This window comes from Acidaminococcus sp. CAG:542, from assembly GCF_000437815.1.
Classification (GTDB): domain Bacteria; phylum Bacillota; class Negativicutes; order Acidaminococcales; family Acidaminococcaceae; genus Acidaminococcus.
The window spans coordinates 18503-35523 of sequence record NZ_FR902088.1 but is presented as its reverse complement, the minus strand read 5'-3'; the positions used below and the strand labels follow the sequence as shown (position 1 = coordinate 35523).

At 56.1% G+C, this 17021-nt stretch carries 18 protein-coding genes; 6 read left to right on the top strand and 12 right to left on the bottom strand.

Annotated elements, in window-relative coordinates:
• The 4 genes from QVO43_RS07395 to QVO43_RS07380 all read right to left on the bottom strand — a co-directional run.
• Positions 1 to 1006, bottom strand: a 1006-nt coding sequence (locus QVO43_RS07395; RefSeq protein WP_288174720.1) for a histidine kinase dimerization/phospho-acceptor domain-containing protein, incomplete at its 3' end; no start/stop codon positions are given.
• Positions 990 to 1664, bottom strand: coding sequence for a response regulator transcription factor (locus QVO43_RS07390; protein WP_022487893.1), 675 nt, complete (start codon positions 1662 to 1664; stop codon positions 990 to 992). The genes QVO43_RS07395 and QVO43_RS07390, both read right to left, overlap by 17 nt.
• 826 nt (positions 1665 to 2490) lie before the next feature.
• Positions 2491 to 3813, bottom strand: a complete 1323-nt coding sequence (locus QVO43_RS07385; protein ID WP_022487892.1) for a CitMHS family transporter — start codon at positions 3811 to 3813, stop codon at positions 2491 to 2493.
• A gap of 79 nt (positions 3814 to 3892) precedes the next feature.
• Positions 3893 to 6181: a hydratase gene (locus tag QVO43_RS07380; RefSeq protein WP_022487891.1), complete on the bottom strand. Its 2289-nt coding sequence runs from the start codon at positions 6179 to 6181 to the stop codon at positions 3893 to 3895.
• A gap of 417 nt (positions 6182 to 6598) precedes the next feature.
• On the opposite strand from QVO43_RS07380, the gene QVO43_RS07375 reads away from it, so the two are divergent.
• Entirely contained in the window at positions 6599 to 7456 is an 858-nt protein-coding gene (locus tag QVO43_RS07375) for a LysR family transcriptional regulator (RefSeq protein ID WP_022487890.1), read from the top strand.
• 250 nt (positions 7457 to 7706) lie between these two features.
• On the opposite strand, the gene QVO43_RS07370 is transcribed toward QVO43_RS07375, so the two are convergent.
• Positions 7707 to 8267, bottom strand: a complete 561-nt coding sequence (locus QVO43_RS07370) for a flavin reductase family protein (RefSeq protein ID WP_022487889.1) — start codon at positions 8265 to 8267, stop codon at positions 7707 to 7709.
• Positions 8268 to 8394: 127 nt separating this feature from the next.
• Here QVO43_RS07370 and QVO43_RS07365 point away from each other — a divergent pair, with 127 nt between their 5' ends.
• Complete coding sequence (locus QVO43_RS07365; protein WP_022487888.1) at positions 8395 to 8718, top strand: winged helix-turn-helix transcriptional regulator; 324 nt, start codon at positions 8395 to 8397, stop codon at positions 8716 to 8718.
• Between the two features lie 102 nt (positions 8719 to 8820).
• Complete coding sequence (locus QVO43_RS07360) at positions 8821 to 9672, top strand: type 1 glutamine amidotransferase domain-containing protein (protein WP_022487887.1); 852 nt, start codon at positions 8821 to 8823, stop codon at positions 9670 to 9672.
• A gap of 31 nt (positions 9673 to 9703) precedes the next feature.
• On the opposite strand, the gene QVO43_RS07355 is transcribed toward QVO43_RS07360, so the two are convergent.
• The 6 genes from QVO43_RS07355 to QVO43_RS07330 form a co-directional block, all read right to left on the bottom strand.
• The gene (locus QVO43_RS07355; protein ID WP_288174719.1) at positions 9704 to 9883 is read right to left on the bottom strand and encodes a hypothetical protein; all 180 of its coding nucleotides are present in this window, start codon (positions 9881 to 9883) and stop codon (positions 9704 to 9706) included.
• A gap of 16 nt (positions 9884 to 9899) precedes the next feature.
• The gene (locus QVO43_RS07350; protein WP_022487886.1) at positions 9900 to 10403 is read right to left on the bottom strand and encodes a DUF6803 family protein; all 504 of its coding nucleotides are present in this window, start codon (positions 10401 to 10403) and stop codon (positions 9900 to 9902) included.
• A gap of 199 nt (positions 10404 to 10602) precedes the next feature.
• On the bottom strand, positions 10603 to 11763 hold the full coding sequence (locus QVO43_RS07345; RefSeq protein ID WP_022487885.1) for a sensor histidine kinase: 1161 nt from the start codon (positions 11761 to 11763) through the stop codon (positions 10603 to 10605).
• A 4-nt stretch (positions 11764 to 11767) separates the two neighbouring features.
• The gene (locus tag QVO43_RS07340) at positions 11768 to 12484 is read right to left on the bottom strand and encodes a response regulator transcription factor (RefSeq protein WP_022487884.1); all 717 of its coding nucleotides are present in this window, start codon (positions 12482 to 12484) and stop codon (positions 11768 to 11770) included.
• A gap of 63 nt (positions 12485 to 12547) precedes the next feature.
• Positions 12548 to 12817 carry a hypothetical protein gene (locus tag QVO43_RS07335; protein WP_022487883.1) on the bottom strand — a complete coding sequence of 90 codons (270 nt, stop codon included), beginning with the start codon at positions 12815 to 12817 and terminating at the stop codon, positions 12548 to 12550.
• Between the two features lie 150 nt (positions 12818 to 12967).
• Entirely contained in the window at positions 12968 to 13870 is a 903-nt protein-coding gene (locus QVO43_RS07330) for a metal ABC transporter solute-binding protein, Zn/Mn family (RefSeq protein WP_022487882.1), read from the bottom strand.
• Positions 13871 to 14038: 168 nt separating this feature from the next.
• Between QVO43_RS07330 and QVO43_RS07325 the strand changes: the two genes are divergently transcribed.
• The 3 genes from QVO43_RS07325 to QVO43_RS07315 are packed head-to-tail and all read left to right on the top strand — an operon-like array spanning position 14039 to position 15957.
• Entirely contained in the window at positions 14039 to 14713 is a 675-nt protein-coding gene (locus tag QVO43_RS07325) for a metal ABC transporter ATP-binding protein (protein ID WP_022487881.1), read from the top strand.
• Positions 14706 to 15518: a metal ABC transporter permease gene (locus QVO43_RS07320; protein WP_022487880.1), complete on the top strand. Its 813-nt coding sequence runs from the start codon at positions 14706 to 14708 to the stop codon at positions 15516 to 15518. The genes QVO43_RS07325 and QVO43_RS07320 overlap by 8 nt, the downstream gene beginning before the upstream one ends.
• A complete protein-coding gene (locus tag QVO43_RS07315) occupies positions 15511 to 15957 on the top strand; it encodes a Fur family transcriptional regulator (protein WP_022487879.1) in 447 nt (148 codons plus the stop codon). The genes QVO43_RS07320 and QVO43_RS07315 overlap by 8 nt, the downstream gene beginning before the upstream one ends.
• Positions 15958 to 15986: 29 nt before the next feature.
• Here QVO43_RS07315 and QVO43_RS07310 read toward each other — a convergent pair.
• On the bottom strand, positions 15987 to 17021 hold a 1035-nt coding region (locus QVO43_RS07310; RefSeq protein ID WP_288174718.1), incomplete at its 5' end, for a Na+/H+ antiporter NhaC family protein.

Sequence of the window (17021 nt, the reverse complement as noted above, 5' to 3'; positions counted from 1 at the left end):
GGGTCTCCCGGACCAGCCGGCTCAGGTCCACCGGCACCAGTTCCAGATTCTTCCGGTTCCCCAGCCGGGACAGTTCCAGCAGCTGGTTGATCAGCTGGCTCATCCGCCGGGACTGCTGGAAAATATGCTGGAATTCCTCCCGGGCTTCTTCCAGATTGTCCGTATAATCCTTGCCGAATTCGCTTTCCGCCATGATCACCGCCGTGGGAGTCCGCAGTTCGTGGGACACATCGGAAGTGAACCGTTTCTCCCGTTCCAGGAGTTCTTCGATCTGTCCCAGCATCCAGTTGAAGGTCCGGCCCATCTGGTGGATCTCATCCCGGCTGTCGTCCAGGGGGATCCGCTGGGACAGGTCCCCGGTTTCCCCAATGGCCCGGGCCGCCTCGCTGATGGCCCTGACCGGAGCAAAACTCCGTTTGATGATCTTGTAGCCCCCCAGGGTCACCAGGATCAGGAACAGGGGCAGGGCAATCAGCGCCCCCAGCAGCATGGCCTGATGGTACCGGGCATACACCGTATCCGCCAGATAGCCCCGGATGAACCGGCCCGGCCCGTGGTATGTCCCTTTCCGGAATTCCTCCCGATCCGGCCGCAGGGGCAGATCCAGATAATGATAGGGCACCCCATTGATCACCACCGGCTGAGGTCCCCGGCCAAACACGGGCTCCTTCGGATGAGGCGCGTTTTCCGGTTCCGTCCCCTGAAGCAGATTTCCCCGATCGTCCCGTAAGGCCAGATACACATTGTCATCATAGGCCCGGAATTTCCCCCCTTTTTCCATATACCGGTCCCCGGCTTTTTCCACCGCTTTGGTCAGGCTCCGGGTGGCGGTCCGTTTTTCATAATCCGCCCCCATTTTCAGGATCACCCCGGTGAAAAGCAGCAGGATGATGGACAGGAACAGGGTGTACCACAAAGTGACCCGGAGGGAAACCGGGAGACTCTTCAGCTGCTTCCACCTTTTTTGCAGCCAGTGACAGACGGCTGTTTTATACTTTAAGGACATAGCCGGTGCCTCTTACGGTGTGGAGCAGTTTGGGTTCGAAATCTTTGTCGATTTTTTTCCGCAGGGTCTTGATGTACACATCCACCATATTGGAATACCCTTCATAGGAAAAATCCCAGGCGTGTTCCAGGATCTGTTCCCGGGACAGGACCGTCCCCTGGTTCCGCAGGAGATAATCCAGCACGGAGAACTCCTTGGGAGTCAGAGAAATCTCCTGGCCTCCCCGGGTCACCTGATGGGTCCGGGTATCCAGGGTGAGATCCGCCAGGATCAGCTGGGTCCGGGCTGTCTGCTGGGCATTGCTCCGCCGGAGCAGGCTCCGGATCCGGGCCAGCAGCTCATCGAATTCAAAAGGCTTCACCAGGTAGTCATCTCCCCCGGCATCCAGGCCGGTGACCTTGTCCTGGGTGCTGTCCAGGGCCGTCAGGAACAGGACGGGCACCCGGCTGCCCTTTTCCCGGATCTTCTTCACCAGGGTCAGCCCGTCCATTTCCGGCATCATGATATCCACGATCAAAAGATCGTATTCCGCGGCGTCCAGATACTCCAGGGCTTCCTTCCCGTTGAAGGCGCAGTCCACGGAGTAGGCTTCGATCTTCAGCCGTTTGGCGATGATTTTATTCAGCGTGGGTTCATCTTCCACCACAAGGATTTTCATGCAGCATCCCTCCCATACTTCTACATTGTACAGGATAGCAGAGGAAAATGAAAAGCCAGTGAAGGGTGGATCTGCAGAAGAACTCCTATTGATTATAGTTAGTGTAACCTAAAATATTTTCACCAGGTTATAAGCCGCATTTTTCCTTGTTTTTTAACAGAAATAGAGTACAATATCTACAGGGGAGAAACAGTGGCAGAAAAATTTTTAAAAGTTTTTTCGAAAAAAGCTTGCATCCCTAGTGGATGTATGCTAGAATTGCTCCTGTAAGTAAAGACTAACCGCATTGTCTTTATTTTTTTCAAGGCTAATGGTTATGATTTCCTAACCATTAGCCACTCCCCTTGCTTATTGTCTTTGAGGACCTTCCTACCGATGGTCTTCAGCTCATTGTCATAAAGGAAACACCGGGTTGTGTGCCCCGGTGCCTCCACTCCCTCTCTGGGAGGGACCGCCACTCCTCAGGCCCTCCCCAACCGACCCTTTTTTATTGTCAACCTTCAAACAAAAACAGCGGCAGAGAAGCGCAGCTCTGCCGCTGTTTTTGTTGGGGCTGTTGCATGCGCAACAGCCCCTTAGTCGGAAGTCAGGAGTCTGAAGTCGGAAGCCTCAGGACAGGATCCGCCTGGCTGGACGGATCCTTTTGATTATGTAAAACCAGAATCGAATTCAATCTGAGCGACCATTTCGTCTAAAGGTTCTACATATTCAAAAATTTGCCTGCAAATTTAACATTCGGCTTCAGACTTCAGACTCCAGACTTGAGCCGCTATGCGGCTCTACAGCTAAGGGGGTGTTGCACGGAACGTGCGACACCCCCTTTTTTTTACATCTGGAACACACCCATGATCCCGGCAGCAAATACGGTGATGATGCTGAGGATCCACAGATAGGGAGCGGAGAATTTCAGCTGTTCCTTCAGGGATACCCCGGCCATGCCGATCAGCAGCCAGGTGGTGGCGTTGTGAGGAGTCACCATGATGCAGAAGTCTTTCCCGATCAGCATGCTCATGGCAATATCGTGAGCGGCCACCCCGAACTTCTCCGCCACCCCGATGCACAGAGGCATGAAGCCGAAGAAGAAGGAGTCGGTGCCCAGCATCATGCCGAAAGGCACGGACAGGCAGCCCATGACGGTGGCCAGTTTGGGCCCCAGGGCATCCGGCATAATGTAGATCAGGATATTGGCCATGCTCTTCATCATCCCGGTGCCGTTCAGGATCCCCAGGAAGATCCCGGTGGTCAAAAGGATCATGGGAGTCAAAAGAGCCGCGGAAGCATGGCGTTTCACCGCGTTGGCCTGCTCCTTGGCGGAACGGAAGTTGATGATCAGGGCAGCGGCCAGGCCGATCATGAAGGCGCCGTAGAGAGGAATCTTGGTGAAGCACATGAGCAGGATGACCACCAGGGTCACCAGCCAGTTGATCCACACCAGTTTGGGCCGTTTCAGGCTGGGATCAGCCGGCGCATCGTTCCCGGCCATGCTCAGGTCTTCACTGAGTTCCGCAGCCTTCCCGGTGGGGTTCAGGCCGGCGCCCCGTTTCTTTTCCAGGAGGCCCAGGTAAATGCAAAAGGCCAGCACAATGATCAGGCCCACACCCTGGAGAGGCAGCAGTTCATGCCACAGGATGCTGGCATCGGTTTTCAGGATAATGGCAGTACGGGCCACAGGGCCGCCCCAGGGGGTCAGGTTCATGATACTGATGGCGGCGGAAATGATGCAGCACAGCACCACAGGACGGATGTGGAGCTTTTTGTACAGGGGCAGCATGGCAGGGACGGTGATCAGGCAGGTCCCGGCAGTAGTGCCGTCCAGGTGGGCGATGGTGGCGATGATCCCGGTGGCGATGGTGACCAGGACAATGTTGTTCCCGGCTTTCTTGGCCAGGAAGTTCATGAGAGGATCGAACATGCCCACATCATTCATCAAAGCAAAGTAAACAATGGAAAACAGGAACAGGATGGCGGTGGACATGGTGGTGCCCACGCCTTTTTTGATGAAGGCGAATACTTCTGCAGGGGCAAAACCGCAGAGCAGGGCAATGATAATGGGGAATGCCACGAAAATGGGGATGGCATTCATCTTGGAGGAGATCAGACAGTACACGACCAGTCCGATCAGGACGAAACCAGCAATACCTAACAACATGTTGTACTCCTTTCTGCCAGGAAGCAGGAGAAGGAAGGGCCTGTGCCCGCCTTCTCCTCTTCAGGTTGGACGGCAGATCTTATTTTTTGCTGCCTGCGTAGTAGTTGATCAGACAGCCTGCAGCCAGGATGTCTTTCTGGGAGGGTTCCACACTGCCCAAGTGCAGGGTGATCTCCCCGGTCTTCTTTCCGTCCCGGATCAGGAAGCCCTTGTATTCATCCTTGTCACTCAGGAGGATTTCCCGAACATTGGGGACATAGACCAGATCCCCCACCGCCAGTTTCCGGGAGTCTTCATAGGAAGTCAGGAACGGCAGCATTCCCCAGTTCATCACATTGCTGCGGTACCGTTTGGTGGCATATTCCAAGGCAATGTTGGCTGCCCCGCCCAGTACCCGCTGGCAGGAAGCCGCCTGTTCCCGGGCGGACCCATCACCCGGTTTGTTGGCATAGACCACCGAACCTACAGAAGTATCTTTCTCCATCTGGTCCACAGATTCCTGCAAACACAGAGCATTTTTTACAGAACTGTACAGATTGTTCAGTTCTTCACAGTTTTCCCCGTCCTGCCGGGCTTTTTCCAGGGTCCGGACAGCTTTGGCCCGTCCCACATATTCCGGCACCTTCCGGCTCAGGGCAAATTCGCTGAGGGCATAGGGATCGCTCCGGTAGGAAGAGGTTTCCCCGGAGGGGATCAGTTCGTCGGTGGTGGTCACCGGATCATCGATCCAGGCAGCCACTTTCAGCAGCAGGTTCTTGTTGAGCTTTTCAATGGAAGGCCAGGGTTTGATGGAAGGTCCGTACACCAGCTCTTCCTTTTTGTCCGGCTGGCCGATGCCGTCGAACACCTTGTGGTCATAGGGCAGGCTGTCGTAATGGTAAGCCGGCACGCTGTCGTCGTAGTCCACCTCCGTGGCCGGGGTCAGGGCCCCATGGTTGGCCGCCGTGGCTGCCACGCTCCGGGCATCCATCAGGGCTACGGAAGCGATCTGTCCCTTGCCAGGCTTGCTCCCTTCCCGGTTGGGGAAGTTCCGGGTGGTGTGCCGGACGCTGAATCCCTTGTTGTTGGGAGTATCCCCAGCGCCAAAGCAGGGGCCGCAGAAAGCGGACCGGACCACGGCGCCGGCGTCCATGAGATCTGCCAGGGCTCCGTTGCGCATCAGTTCCATATAGATGGGATGGCTGGAGGGATAGACGCTGAAGGCGAACCGTTCGCTGCCGATGCTCTTTCCTTTCAGGATATGGGCGGCCGCCACCAGGTTTTCGTACAGACCGCCGGAGCAGCCGGCAATCAGACCCTGGTCGCAGTGCATCTTCCCGTCATAGTATTTGTCCGCCAGACCCAGGGACAGTTCCTTGTTGTCCAGCATGTTCACTGCCTGTTCTTCGATTTCCGCCAGCAGGTCTTTGCCCCCTTCGTTCAGTTCCTTGATGGTGTACACATGGCTGGGATGGAAGGGCATGGCAATCATGGATTCCACCTTGTCCAGATCTACCACCACGGCTCCGTCGTAGCAGGCCAGATCTCCCGGTTTCATTTCCTTGTAGGCTTCCGGACGGTGGTGGAGTTCCAGGTAGTCCTTTACGGTGGTGTCCGTGGACCAGATGGTGGTCAGGCAGGTGGTTTCCGTGGTCATCACGTCGATGCCGTTCCGGAAGTCCATGGACAGGCCGGCGATCCCCGGTCCCATGAATTCCATCACCTTGTTCTTCACGAAACCGTTTTTGAAAACGGCTTTTTCAATGGCCAGAGCCACATCCTGGGGCCCTACCCCATGGCGGGGTTTCCCTTTCAGATAAATGGCGATCACCTGGGGCCGCTGGACATCGTAGGTATGGCCCAGGAGCTGCTTCACCAGTTCCGGACCTCCTTCCCCGATGGCCATGGTGCCGAAGGCCCCGTACCGGGTATGGCTGTCGGACCCCAGGATCATCTTCCCGCCGCCGGCCATCCGTTCCCGCATGTATTCATGGATGACAGCCATATGGGGCGGTACGTAAAGACCCCCGAACCGCTTCACGGCAGACAGGCCGAAAACATGGTCGTCCTCGTTGATGGTGCCTCCTACGGCGGCCAGGCTGTTGTGGCAGTTGGTCAGGATGTAGGGGATGGGGAAATGGTCCAGGCCGCTGGCAATGGCCGTTTGGATGATCCCCACATAGGTGATGTCATGGCTGGTGAGAGCATCGAACTTCAGATGGAGGTCTTCCATCCCGCTGCCCTGCTGGTGGGCTTCCATCACCTGATAGGCCAGGGTCTTCTTTACCCCTTCCGCCCGGTCGGCTTTAACCCCCTGGGCAGCCAGTTCCTGCTCCGTCAGCAGCTGTCCATCTCTGTAATATACATTCTCGTGGATCAGTTCAACCATTTTTGTCCTCCTCCAAAATTCCGATTCAATTGTGCACAGCCTTATCATAGAATTCTCTGTGAAATAACACAAATACGTGTTTATTTGTATCAGCCATCAAATTATTCTATGGCTATTTTGAAACCACCGGCAGGCGGTTTCAAGGTTTTCCACAATTGGGAGAACCGGGACAGGTTCTTTCCATGGGCCTGAGACTCATGGCTTGAGACTCGAGACCCCAAAAAGGGACTGCTGCTCATGCAACAGTCCCTTTTGGGTTTGCTGGTTTCCAAGAGGCGACGCTCTCTTTCGAGATCTGCCCGCTGTCCCCTCTTTCCCTTTCAGTGTACCTGTTCCCGACCTAAAAAACAAATAGGATTTTATTCGGTTTTGCGATAAAATATATTTATCCTTTTAAGCCCTGAAGGAGGCCCCCTTATGGACAACAAAGACATCCTGCTGCTGAAGACCCTCTACGAAGAAAAGAACATCACCCACACCGCCAAGCGGCTGTTCCTGTCCCAGCCGGCCCTTACCGACCGGCTGAAACGGCTGGAGGCGGAATTTGGCTGTACCCTGTTCCTCCGCCAGCCCCGGGGGATCCAGTTCACTTCGGAAGGAGAACTGCTGTACCGGTTCTTCCTGAAAACTGAAGCCTCCTACCTGAAGATCCGGGACACCCTGTCCGACGCCAGGGTCCACCCGGCCGGCACCCTGTCCATTGCCTGTTCCAACGTGTTCGCCAAATACCATATGCCCCGGATCCTGACCCAGTTCCGGCAGACCTACCCCCGGATCGAAATCCACATGAAAAGCGGGTTCAGCCATGACCGGTACCGGGACTTCCTGGAAGGGAAATACCATGTGTGCATTGTCCGGGGCGGCCACAACTGGAACGAAGAAAAACGGCTCCTGTGGCAGGATCCTCTCTGTGCCTTCAGCCGGGACCCTCTGAACATGGATCTGCTGCCCAGCTATCCCTACATCCATTACATCACCGACCCCATGCTCCAGAACGTGCTGGACGAATGGTGGTACGCCCACTACCGGAAGCCCCCCTTCACCATCATCGAAACCGATGCCATGGACACCTGCCTGAAAATGGTCCAGGAAGGACTGGGGTTCACCCTGCTCTCCCGGAGCTGCGGCCAGGACACTCCCCAGGTCCACCCCACCGTGCTCACCACTGTGGAAGGCCAGCCCCTGATGCGGGAAACCTGGATGTACTACCGGAAAAACTACCACCTTCTGGCCAGCGTCCGGGCCTTTGTGGATTTCATGAAGGAGAAGTATTAAAGGAGGTGTCGCACGTTCCGTGCAACACCTCCTTAGCTGTAGAGCCGCATAGCGGCTCAAGTCTGGAGTCTGAAGTCTGGAGCCGAAGGTTAAATTTGCAAGCAAATTTTTGAATATGTAGAACCTTTGGACGAAATAAACTCTCAAATTGATTTTGATTCTGGTTTTACAGAATCAAAAGGATCCGTCCAGCCAGGCGGATCCTTTCCTGAGACTTCTGACTTCGGACTCCTGACTCCCGACAAGGGCGTTACCGCTGGAAATTCCAGCCGATATTCCAGCAGCGGCCGGCCACAGCTCCGGTTTCCAGATACAGGGCATTCCGAAATTCAAACAGGATGGGTTTCATTTTTTCATAATCCGGTTTGTTCTGTTCGTTCAAATATTTTTCTTCCACATAAGTGTGTACCGGTTCCAGGATATAATTGTTGAACTGCCCCACTTCCACCTTCCGGATCACACGACAGGTCATCACCAGCGGAGCATTGTCCGGGATGGGCGCTCCCTTCACCTCATCGAAATGATGGGGGAATACCTGGGACTTATCTTCAGCAGCTCCTTTATGCATGCCACAGTAATCAGCTGCTGCCAGGATTTCCCGGTTCACCAGACTCACCGATACGGTGCCGTTGGTTTCGATTCCCCGGACAGAAAATTCATGAGCCTTGTCCACACTGATCAGGAAACGGGTATGTTCCACGACCCCTACATGGGCAATGGTCAGCCAGTTCACCCGTCCTTCCACAACAGTTCCCACTACAGTCACTGGCGTGGGGTACAGCCCCATAACCGCACCAATCTCTTTTTGCATATGATTTTCCTCCTGTTTTCTTGTATTTCGTGATTGACTGTGCTAATATTATCCCCAATCTTTCTAAATCACAAGAATGCACTTTTAAGTGATATACTATCTTTTAAGAAACCATAAGGAGACCCCCATGAACGAAAAAAAATACAACTGTCCCGTGGAAGCGGCCCTGAGCCAGTTGGGAGGCAAATACAAGGCCATCATCCTCTATTATCTGCTGACGGAAAACGTCCTGCGTTTCAGCCAGATCCAGCGCCATATCCCCCGGGCCACGGCAAAAATGCTCACCCAGCAGCTCCGGGAGCTGGAAGGAGATGGACTGATCCACCGCACGGTCTATCCGGTGGTCCCGCCCAAGACGGAATATACCCTGACATCCCGGGGAGAATCCCTCCGTCCCGTTATTTTCGCCATCTGCGACTGGGGGCGGGAATACATGGCCGGGACCTTTTAACTCCAGCAGTTCCCTTTTGGAAACTTATATACAAAAAAGTACATACTTTCCATCGAAACCTTTTCTGTCTACAATAAAAGGAAAAAACAAGGAGTGGATCATATGAACCGTTTTGTCAAACTTTGTCTCACCGCTATGCTGGTTCTTCCCCTCGGTATACTGTCAGCCCAGCCTGTTTCGGCAGCCTCTGCCAAAGGAAAGATCCTGCTGATCGCCTCCAGCGAAAATACGCTGGAACTGGCCAACCATACAGCCATGCCTACCGGCTTTTTCCTCAATGAACTGGCCGTACCCGCCGAATATCTTACGGAAAAAGGCTGGCAGATCGTCCTGGCCACCCCGGAAGGAAAGGCCCCTGCCATGGATCAGGGATCCAATGACAAAAAGTTCTTTCAGGGCAGCGAGAAAGAACGGGCCAAAGCGGAAGCCTTCGCCCAAAGCCTGCAGCCCATCTCCTTCCAGCAGGTACTGAAAAACGGACTGGATCAATATGATGCCCTGTTCATCCCTGGGGGCCATGCTCCCATGGGCAGTCTGATGGAAAACCGGGAACTGGGAACCATCCTGAAAGATTTCCACGCCAAACAAAAGCCCACTGCCATGATCTGCCATGGACCCGCCGCTTCTCTGGCAGCCCTGCCGGATCCCGCCGCCTACCGAAAGGCCCTGGTGGAACGGGACGTAAAAAGCGTCCTTTCTCTGGGCAAGGGTTGGATCTATGACGGCTATGCCATGACCGCTCTTTCTGATGCGGAAGAATGGCCGGGCGAAATAGCCAAAGGGACGGAAATGCCCTTTCATCTGGAGCAGGCCCTCCAGCTGTCCGGTGCCCGTATCCAGGTCCAAGGCATGAACCAGAGCCATGTGGTAAAAGACCGGGAACTGATCACCGGCCAGAACCCGGCCTCTGATCTGGAACTGGCCAAAGCACTGGAAAAAGCGTTGGAAAAATAAAAAAGGGGGTGTTGCCTGGGTAACACCCCTGTCAACGGTCAACAGCCAAAGAAAGCCAGCATCGCTGGCTTTGAACTTCGGCAAAATGAGTTTGGCCGGTCAGTGTCTTTATAAATTCAAAATCAATTTGGAAAAATTGATTTCCACCGGCCGCTGACAGCTGACCGTTGGCCGCTGACAAAAAAAGACTGTGAAGAAATGTCTTTTCCATTTCTTCACAGTCTTTTTTACATATGCTGCATCCCGCCCATCTGATGCATTGGAGCGGGCATAGGCTGCCAACCGGTAATGGTGGGATCCACCATGCCGAACACCATGGCCACGTGGCTCACCACCAGGAACCCGATCAAAAGACCGAAATGGCGCAGGGTCCGCTGCTGATCCGTGAGATGCTTCCCTGTGATTCCCAGTTCCATGAGAGCAATGGCCCCCAGGGGAACGATTCCCAGCAGATAGGCCACGATGGCCAGCTGGTCCGCCCAGCCCTTCCAGTGGATTCCGGGCACAACGTTCACCATAAGATACAGCACTACCAGAGCGAAATACACTCCGGCAGCAATTCCCAGCCAGTGATTCCAGGTCTTCCAGCCCGCCGCTTTGCCGTTGTAATAGGTGGTGTAGAATTCCGTGGCCACCAGGGATTCCGCCAGCACCACCGGGATCACCATAAACAGGATCAGGTTCCAGGGCTGGTTGGCCGCCAACAGATCCATATAATTCGTCATAACCATTGCACATCGCTCCTTTTCAGCAGTTCCTTAAAATCATAGTTGTATTATAGGGATAGAATGTGCAGATGGTGGGAAGAGAATATGAAGAAAATATGAAGGGGTTGTTGCCTAGGCAACAGCCCGGTCAACGGTCAGCTGCCAACGTTCAACGGCCGCTGACCATGGACCGCCAACAGGCCGGCAGCCTATGCAGCCGGCCCTACAATTCCACCACAAACTCCGCCCCGCCCTCTTTCCGGTTCCGGGCAGTGATGGTCCCGCCCTGGGCTTCCACGAAGCTTTTGGCCAGAGAGAGCCCGATACCGCTGCCTCCAGAAGCCCGGTTCCGGGATTTGTCTCCCCGGTAGAACTGTTCGAACACATGGGGCAGGTCTTCCGGGGCAATTCCCGGCCCTTCATCGGCAATGGTCAGCCGCACCCGGTCTCCTGCCGGTTCCGTTTTCAGCAGGATGGGGGTCCCCGGATGGGTGTACCGGATGGCGTTGGTGATCAGGTTGTACAGAATCTGGTTCAGCCGGTCCGGATCCAGCTGCCGTTCCGGCAGACCGGGTGCCAGTTCCTTTACGAACCGGAGCTTTTTTTCTTCCAGCAGAGGTTCCAGCATGTCCGCCGCCCGTTCCACTTTTTCATCCAGATCCACCGGCTGGAGATGGAGTTCCAGACGATGAACCTGGGCCAGGGACAGATCCCGGAGATCTCCCACCAGCCGGGTCAGCCGCATAACCTCTTCCTGCATGGAGAACAGCTTGTCCGGAGCCGGTTCCTCCACTCCGTCCAGCATGCTTTCCAGGTGGCCCTGGAGCACCGCCAGCGGGGTTTTCAGTTCATGGGCGATGTTGGCCAGAAGCTCCTGCCGGTTGCTTTCATTGGCCGCCAGTTCCGCGGACATCTGGTTGAACACTTCCGCCAGCTGGCCCACTTCATCCTGGGTATCCACCGGGACTTCCTGTTTCAGGTCCCCCTGACGGATCTTTTCCGCCGCCTGGGACAGCTGCCGGAGAGGCCGGGTGATGTTCCCGGACAGGAAGTAGCTGACCACCAGCCCCACTCCTGCAAACAGGAAGCCAACCCACCACAGGGACTGGTGATAGGATTCCACAAAGGTCCGTTCCGCCACCCCCAGCATCATCCGGTGGTGCATGCCTCCCATGCCCATGCCGCCCCCCATCATCCCACGGCCCATGCCCCGGCCATAGCCGCCGGCTCCCTGCTGGCCCGCCAGGGCGGAAGGATCCTGGAGATACTGGAAAAAGTGGGTTTCCATCTGTTGGCTGCAGATGGAAATCACAATCAGGGCACAGACCAGGATCAGCAGGAAAGTGCTCACCATCATTTTGTTCCGTACACTGTGAAAGCGCATGGCCTCAGCCTCCAAATTTGTAGCCGATCCCGTACACCGTCAGGATGTACCGGGGATTTTTGGAATCCGGTTCGATTTTCCGCCGCAGGTTCCGGATGTGGGCATCAATGGTCCGTTCATAGCCGTCAAAGGCAAATCCATGGCTGTTTTCCATTAATTGCAGCCGGTTGTAAACATGGCCAGGGCTTTTCATAAGGACTTCCAGCAGGCTGAACTCAATGGGAGTCAGTTCGATGGATTTCCAGGTGCCGTCCCCTTCCTGGCGCAGCAGCAGATGCCGGTCCAGATCCAGCTCCAGATTCCCGGCCCGGATCACTGTTTCCGGTTTTTCCTGCTTCTGCTGGCCATAGGCTCCGTAGGTCCGCCGGAGCAGGGCCCGGACCCGGGCCACCAGTTCCCGCATGCTGAAGGGTTTGGTCACATAGTCATCCGCCCCCAGTTCCAGTCCCATGAGCCGGTCGAATTCCGCATCCCGGGCCGTGAGCATGATAATGGGCACAGTGCTTTTCTGCCGGATGGTCCGGCACACGTCCCGGCCGTCAATTTTGGGCAGCATCAGGTCCAGCACCAGCAGCTGGGGCTGTTCCTGTTCAAAGACCCGGAGGGCCTCCTCCCCGTCCCGGGCGGAAAACACCGTAAATTGTTCTTTTTGGAAATAGTTCACCAGAAGATCCAGCAGCTTGGGATCATCGTCCACCAGCAGTACAGAGTAGTTGTCCATAAGCGCCTCCTTGTTGGAGACATTATATAAAAAGGGGGTGTTGCTGTGCAACACCTCCTTTTTTCAGCTCTGCTGCCCCTGGCCGTTGTCTTCCCAGCAGGGGGGCCGGTCCTGGTTCCAGCAGCCGCCCCGGCGGCCGGCTCTCCGATGATGTCCGTTCTGCTGATAGTAAGGGCATCCAACCTGGTTGTCCAACGTTTGTACAACCGGCTGATTTTCCGTTACCGCTTCCGCTGCATGAACCGGAGATACCGCCAGCAAACGGGGTCCGGCAATGCTTCCTGCTGCAAAGAATGCTGCTGCCACTGCCAGAGTCTTGAATTTGGTTGTCATGATGGATCATCCTTTCTTTCTCATCCAGGAGGGTGGGTTTCTTTTTCCTTTGTCTTTATTATACCCGTTCCCTGTGCAGGAGTTGTTGGGGAAATATGAAGAAAATATGAAGAGGGAGGCACGGAACGTGCCCCCTCTGTCAGCGGCCCCCTACTTCAGGCTTTCGTAGATCCGTGCCAGATTCTCTTCCATCTGGACCAGATAGTCTCCTTCCCCTTCTCCCCCTTCCAGGGTGTGGATGGGCACCACTTTGGCTCCCACTTCCCGGGCCAGGGATTCACTGGTCTTGGGGCTTACCGCCGCTTCAGTGAAAATGGTCCGGACCTGATGGGCCCTGCAGTATTCCACCAGGCTGGCCAGCTGCCGGGCATTGGGTTCTCCGGAGGCAAAGACGCCTTCCACGCTGTTCTGTTCCAGGCCGAAATCCCGGCACAGATAGGCAAAGGCTGCATGACCGGTGACGAATTCCTTCCGGGGGAGATCCTGGAATTTCCCTTTGTAGGCAGCTTCCAGCTGCCGGAGACGGCCGATGAACTTTTCTCCGTTTGCCTGGTAATAGCCGGCGTTGACCGGATCCGCCTGGGACAGGCCCCGGACAATGGCCGCCGCTTCCACCTGAGCACAGGCAGGGCTCAGCCAGGCATGGGGATCATACTGGCCGTGTTCCCTGGCTTCCTCGGCATCCTCATTGGCAATGGGAGTCACTTCCCGGGCCGCCACCACCTGGACCAGGTCCCGGTTTTCCGCCGCCTTCACCATTTCTTCCGCCCAGGGTTCCATACCCAGTCCCTGGATCACCAGGACCCGGGCCCGGCTCAGGTCCTTCATGCTTTTGGTGGTGGGCTGGAATTCATGGGGCTCCGTCCCTTCCGGGATCAGGGTGGTCACCGCCACCTTGTCCCCTCCGATGGCTTCCGTCATTTCCTTCATGGCATAGAAACTGGCCACCACCGGCAGTTTCCCCTCTTTCGTCTTTTCCGGGGCCGTCTTTCCCCCGCATCCCGCCAGCAGCACCAAAGCCCCCGCCAGCAGCAAAAATAAAATCCGTTTCATTGATTGTTTCCTTTCCTTTTGCATATCCCTGTAATGGCTAAAGCAAAATCGTGGGGAAATGCAAACCATTTGCATTTTCGCGAAAGATATCATATCATATAGAGTATCGTCCGTCAATAAACGCAAATGATTTGCATTTGCGCCATTATACTGGAAAGAGGTCGTACCATGCTTCAAATATCCCATCTGTCCTTTGCTTATGAGCAGGGACCCTATCTGCTCCATGACCTGTCCATGGAAATCCATGACGGGGACTATGTGGCCATTGTAGGAGAAAACGGCAGCGGCAAAAGCACCCTGGTAAAGCTGATCCTGGGGCTCCTGTCTCCCAGCAGCGGCACCATCTCCTGCACCTTCCGCCGGCCCGCCTATGTGCCCCAGCCTACGGACATGATCAACAAGCAGTTTCCCATTACTGTCCGGGAAGTCCTGGACTATACCCGGAAAGTCCTCCAGATCAAAGACCGGAATGCGGTGGACCGGGCCCTGGACCGGATGCACATCTCTTCTCTCCAGGATCATCTCATCGGTGCCCTCTCCGGCGGTCAGTACCAGAAGGTGATGATTGCCAAAGCCCTTTTGGGAAAGCCGGATCTGATGATTTTCGATGAACCTTCCACCGGCATGGATCTGAAAAGCCAGGATGACCTGTATCCCCTGATCCATCATCTCAACGAAGAACGGGGGATCACGGTGATCACTGTAGAGCACAACCTGCGGTATGCCGCCCACAACGCCTCCAGCTTCTTCCATGTGGTCCGGGGCCAGGGGCATTTCTGCACCCCCCAGGAATACATCCGGGAATACCTGGCAGAAAACGGAGGTGACTGCGCCCATGTTTGATTACGCCTTTATGCGGAACGCCCTGGCGGTGTCCCTGCTGATTTCCCTTATCTGTCCCCTGATCGGCACCTTCCTGGTGCTCCGCCGGTACTCCATGATCGGAGACGCCCTGAGTCATGCGTCCCTGGCAGGGGTGGCCACCGGTCTCCTGTTCCATGCCAACCCCATTATCAGCGCCTTCTGTGTCACTTCCTTCTTCGGCCTGCTGATCGAAGTGCTCCGGGAAAAATTCCGCCGGTATGCAGAACTGACCCTGGTGATCGTCCTGTCCCTGTCCGTGGGCATCGCCATTACCATCATCAGCTCCGGCCTGGTCCACGCCAATGTGGATTCCTTCCTGTTCGGCAGCATCCTGACCGTAACCCAGGGAGAAGTGACCACCGTGGCCATCCTGACCGTGGTGTCCCTCCTGGCCATTTTCAGCCTGTTCCCCCAGCTGGTGCTCCTTTCCTTTGATGAGGACGGCGCCCGGATCCTGGGCGTGAAGGCCCGGGCCATCAACTATGTGTTCTCCCTTCTGGTGGCTGCCACCATTTCCGTGTCCATCCGGATCGTGGGGATCCTGGTGATCAGCTCCCTGATCGCCCTGCCGGTGGCCACCGCCCTCCAGCTCCGTCAGGGATTCAAGAGAACCATGGCCCTGGCGGTACTCTTCAGCTTCCTGGACGTTATGGCCGGTCTCTTTGCCTCCTATTACATCGGAGCCGCCCCAGGGGGAATCACGGCCATTGTGTCCGTCCTGCTCCTTCTGCTGGTCCTCTGTTTCCAGACCCGGCGCCAGAAACGGCAGGTGCGCCATGGATAAGAACGGATCTCCCCTGGACGCCCGGCAGCTGATCCGCCGGGCCGGCCTGAAATGCACCCAAGCCCGGTGCCAGGTGCTGGAACTGCTCCTGGAACAGCGGGAAGTCCTCAGTGCCGACGATATTTATGAAAAACTCCTCCAGGCCGGAGCCAGCCTGAATTTTTCCACCGTGTACCGGATCCTGGAAAGCTTCACGGAAAAGAAGCTGACGGAAAAGGTCCTGCTGCCCCAAAGCCGGAAATACGGGTTCCTGCTGTACACCCTCAGCCACACCCACCACCTGATCTGCCTGGGCTGCCACAAAGTGGTGAACATCGACGGCTGCCCCCTCCACGGCTTCGAAGAAGAACTGGCCCAAAAGACCCGGTTCGAAATCGTGGGCCATTATCTGGAGCTGTACGGATATTGTGAAGAGTGCAGGAAAAAGGGGCGCTACTGAGCAGCGCCCCTTAAAGCCGTTCTGCCCCTTCAAGCGGCAGAACGGCTTTTTATCAATCCCCACACCGGAAGCAGAATCAGATACACTCCCAGGACCACGGAGCTGTGAGGGGCTCCGGTGGTGTCCAGGATGGTGGCGCAGGCAATGGACCAGGGAATCAGAGGAGAAATCACCACCGCCGTGTTCTCCAGGTCCAGGGCCAGCTGTTCCCGGTCCTTCACAAAGGGACTGCACAGCTGGTGGGTGAGCACGATGCTCAGGGTCTGGTTGCAGGACACCATGCCGGTAAACAGGGCGGCCAGGATGATGGCCGGATAGGTCCCCGCCTTCTCCTTCAGCTGCTGGAACAGTCCCTCGATGCCTTTCAGCAGCCCGGTGCCCTTGAAGATGCCTCCGAAAGAAGCGGACAGACACACAATGGAGGCCACCCGGACCATGGAGGTGATGCCCCCGCCGCTGAGCATCCCTGCGTATTCCGGGTCTGACAGATGATAGCCGGTGGCCAGGATCCGGACCAGATAGGCCCAGGGCCAGCCCTGGACAAAATGGCACAGGAGCAGGGCAAGGAAGATGCTTACGGCCATGTTCTTCTTCACGGACACCCGGAAGAAGCTCAGCACCAGGATGCTCACCGCCGGCAGTACCAGCCAGGGAGTGAAATGGTAAATGTCATACAGACCGCTGACCATGGCGCCCACCTGGCCCATACCCGGCAGCCACAGGCCCAGCCCCAGATAGAACAGGCTGGCCAGGGCAAAGGGGACCAGGGCAAACCGGGCCATGTTCCCGATGTTTTTGTAGATGTCCGTTCCTGTAAGCACGCTGACCAGAAGGGCACTGGTGGAAACCGGAGACATCCGGTCTCCGAAATAGGTGCCGGACAAAATGGCGCCCCCGCTGTAAAAAGGAGAGATCCCCAGGGTCTCCCCGATGGACAGGGTAATCACCCCCATGGTGGCCGCCGTGCCAAAGGACGTCCCCAGCAGGAAGGATACGGCGCAGTTCAGCCAGAAGGTAAGCAGCAGGAACACGGAAGGCCGGATGAACCGGACCGCCAGGGCAAT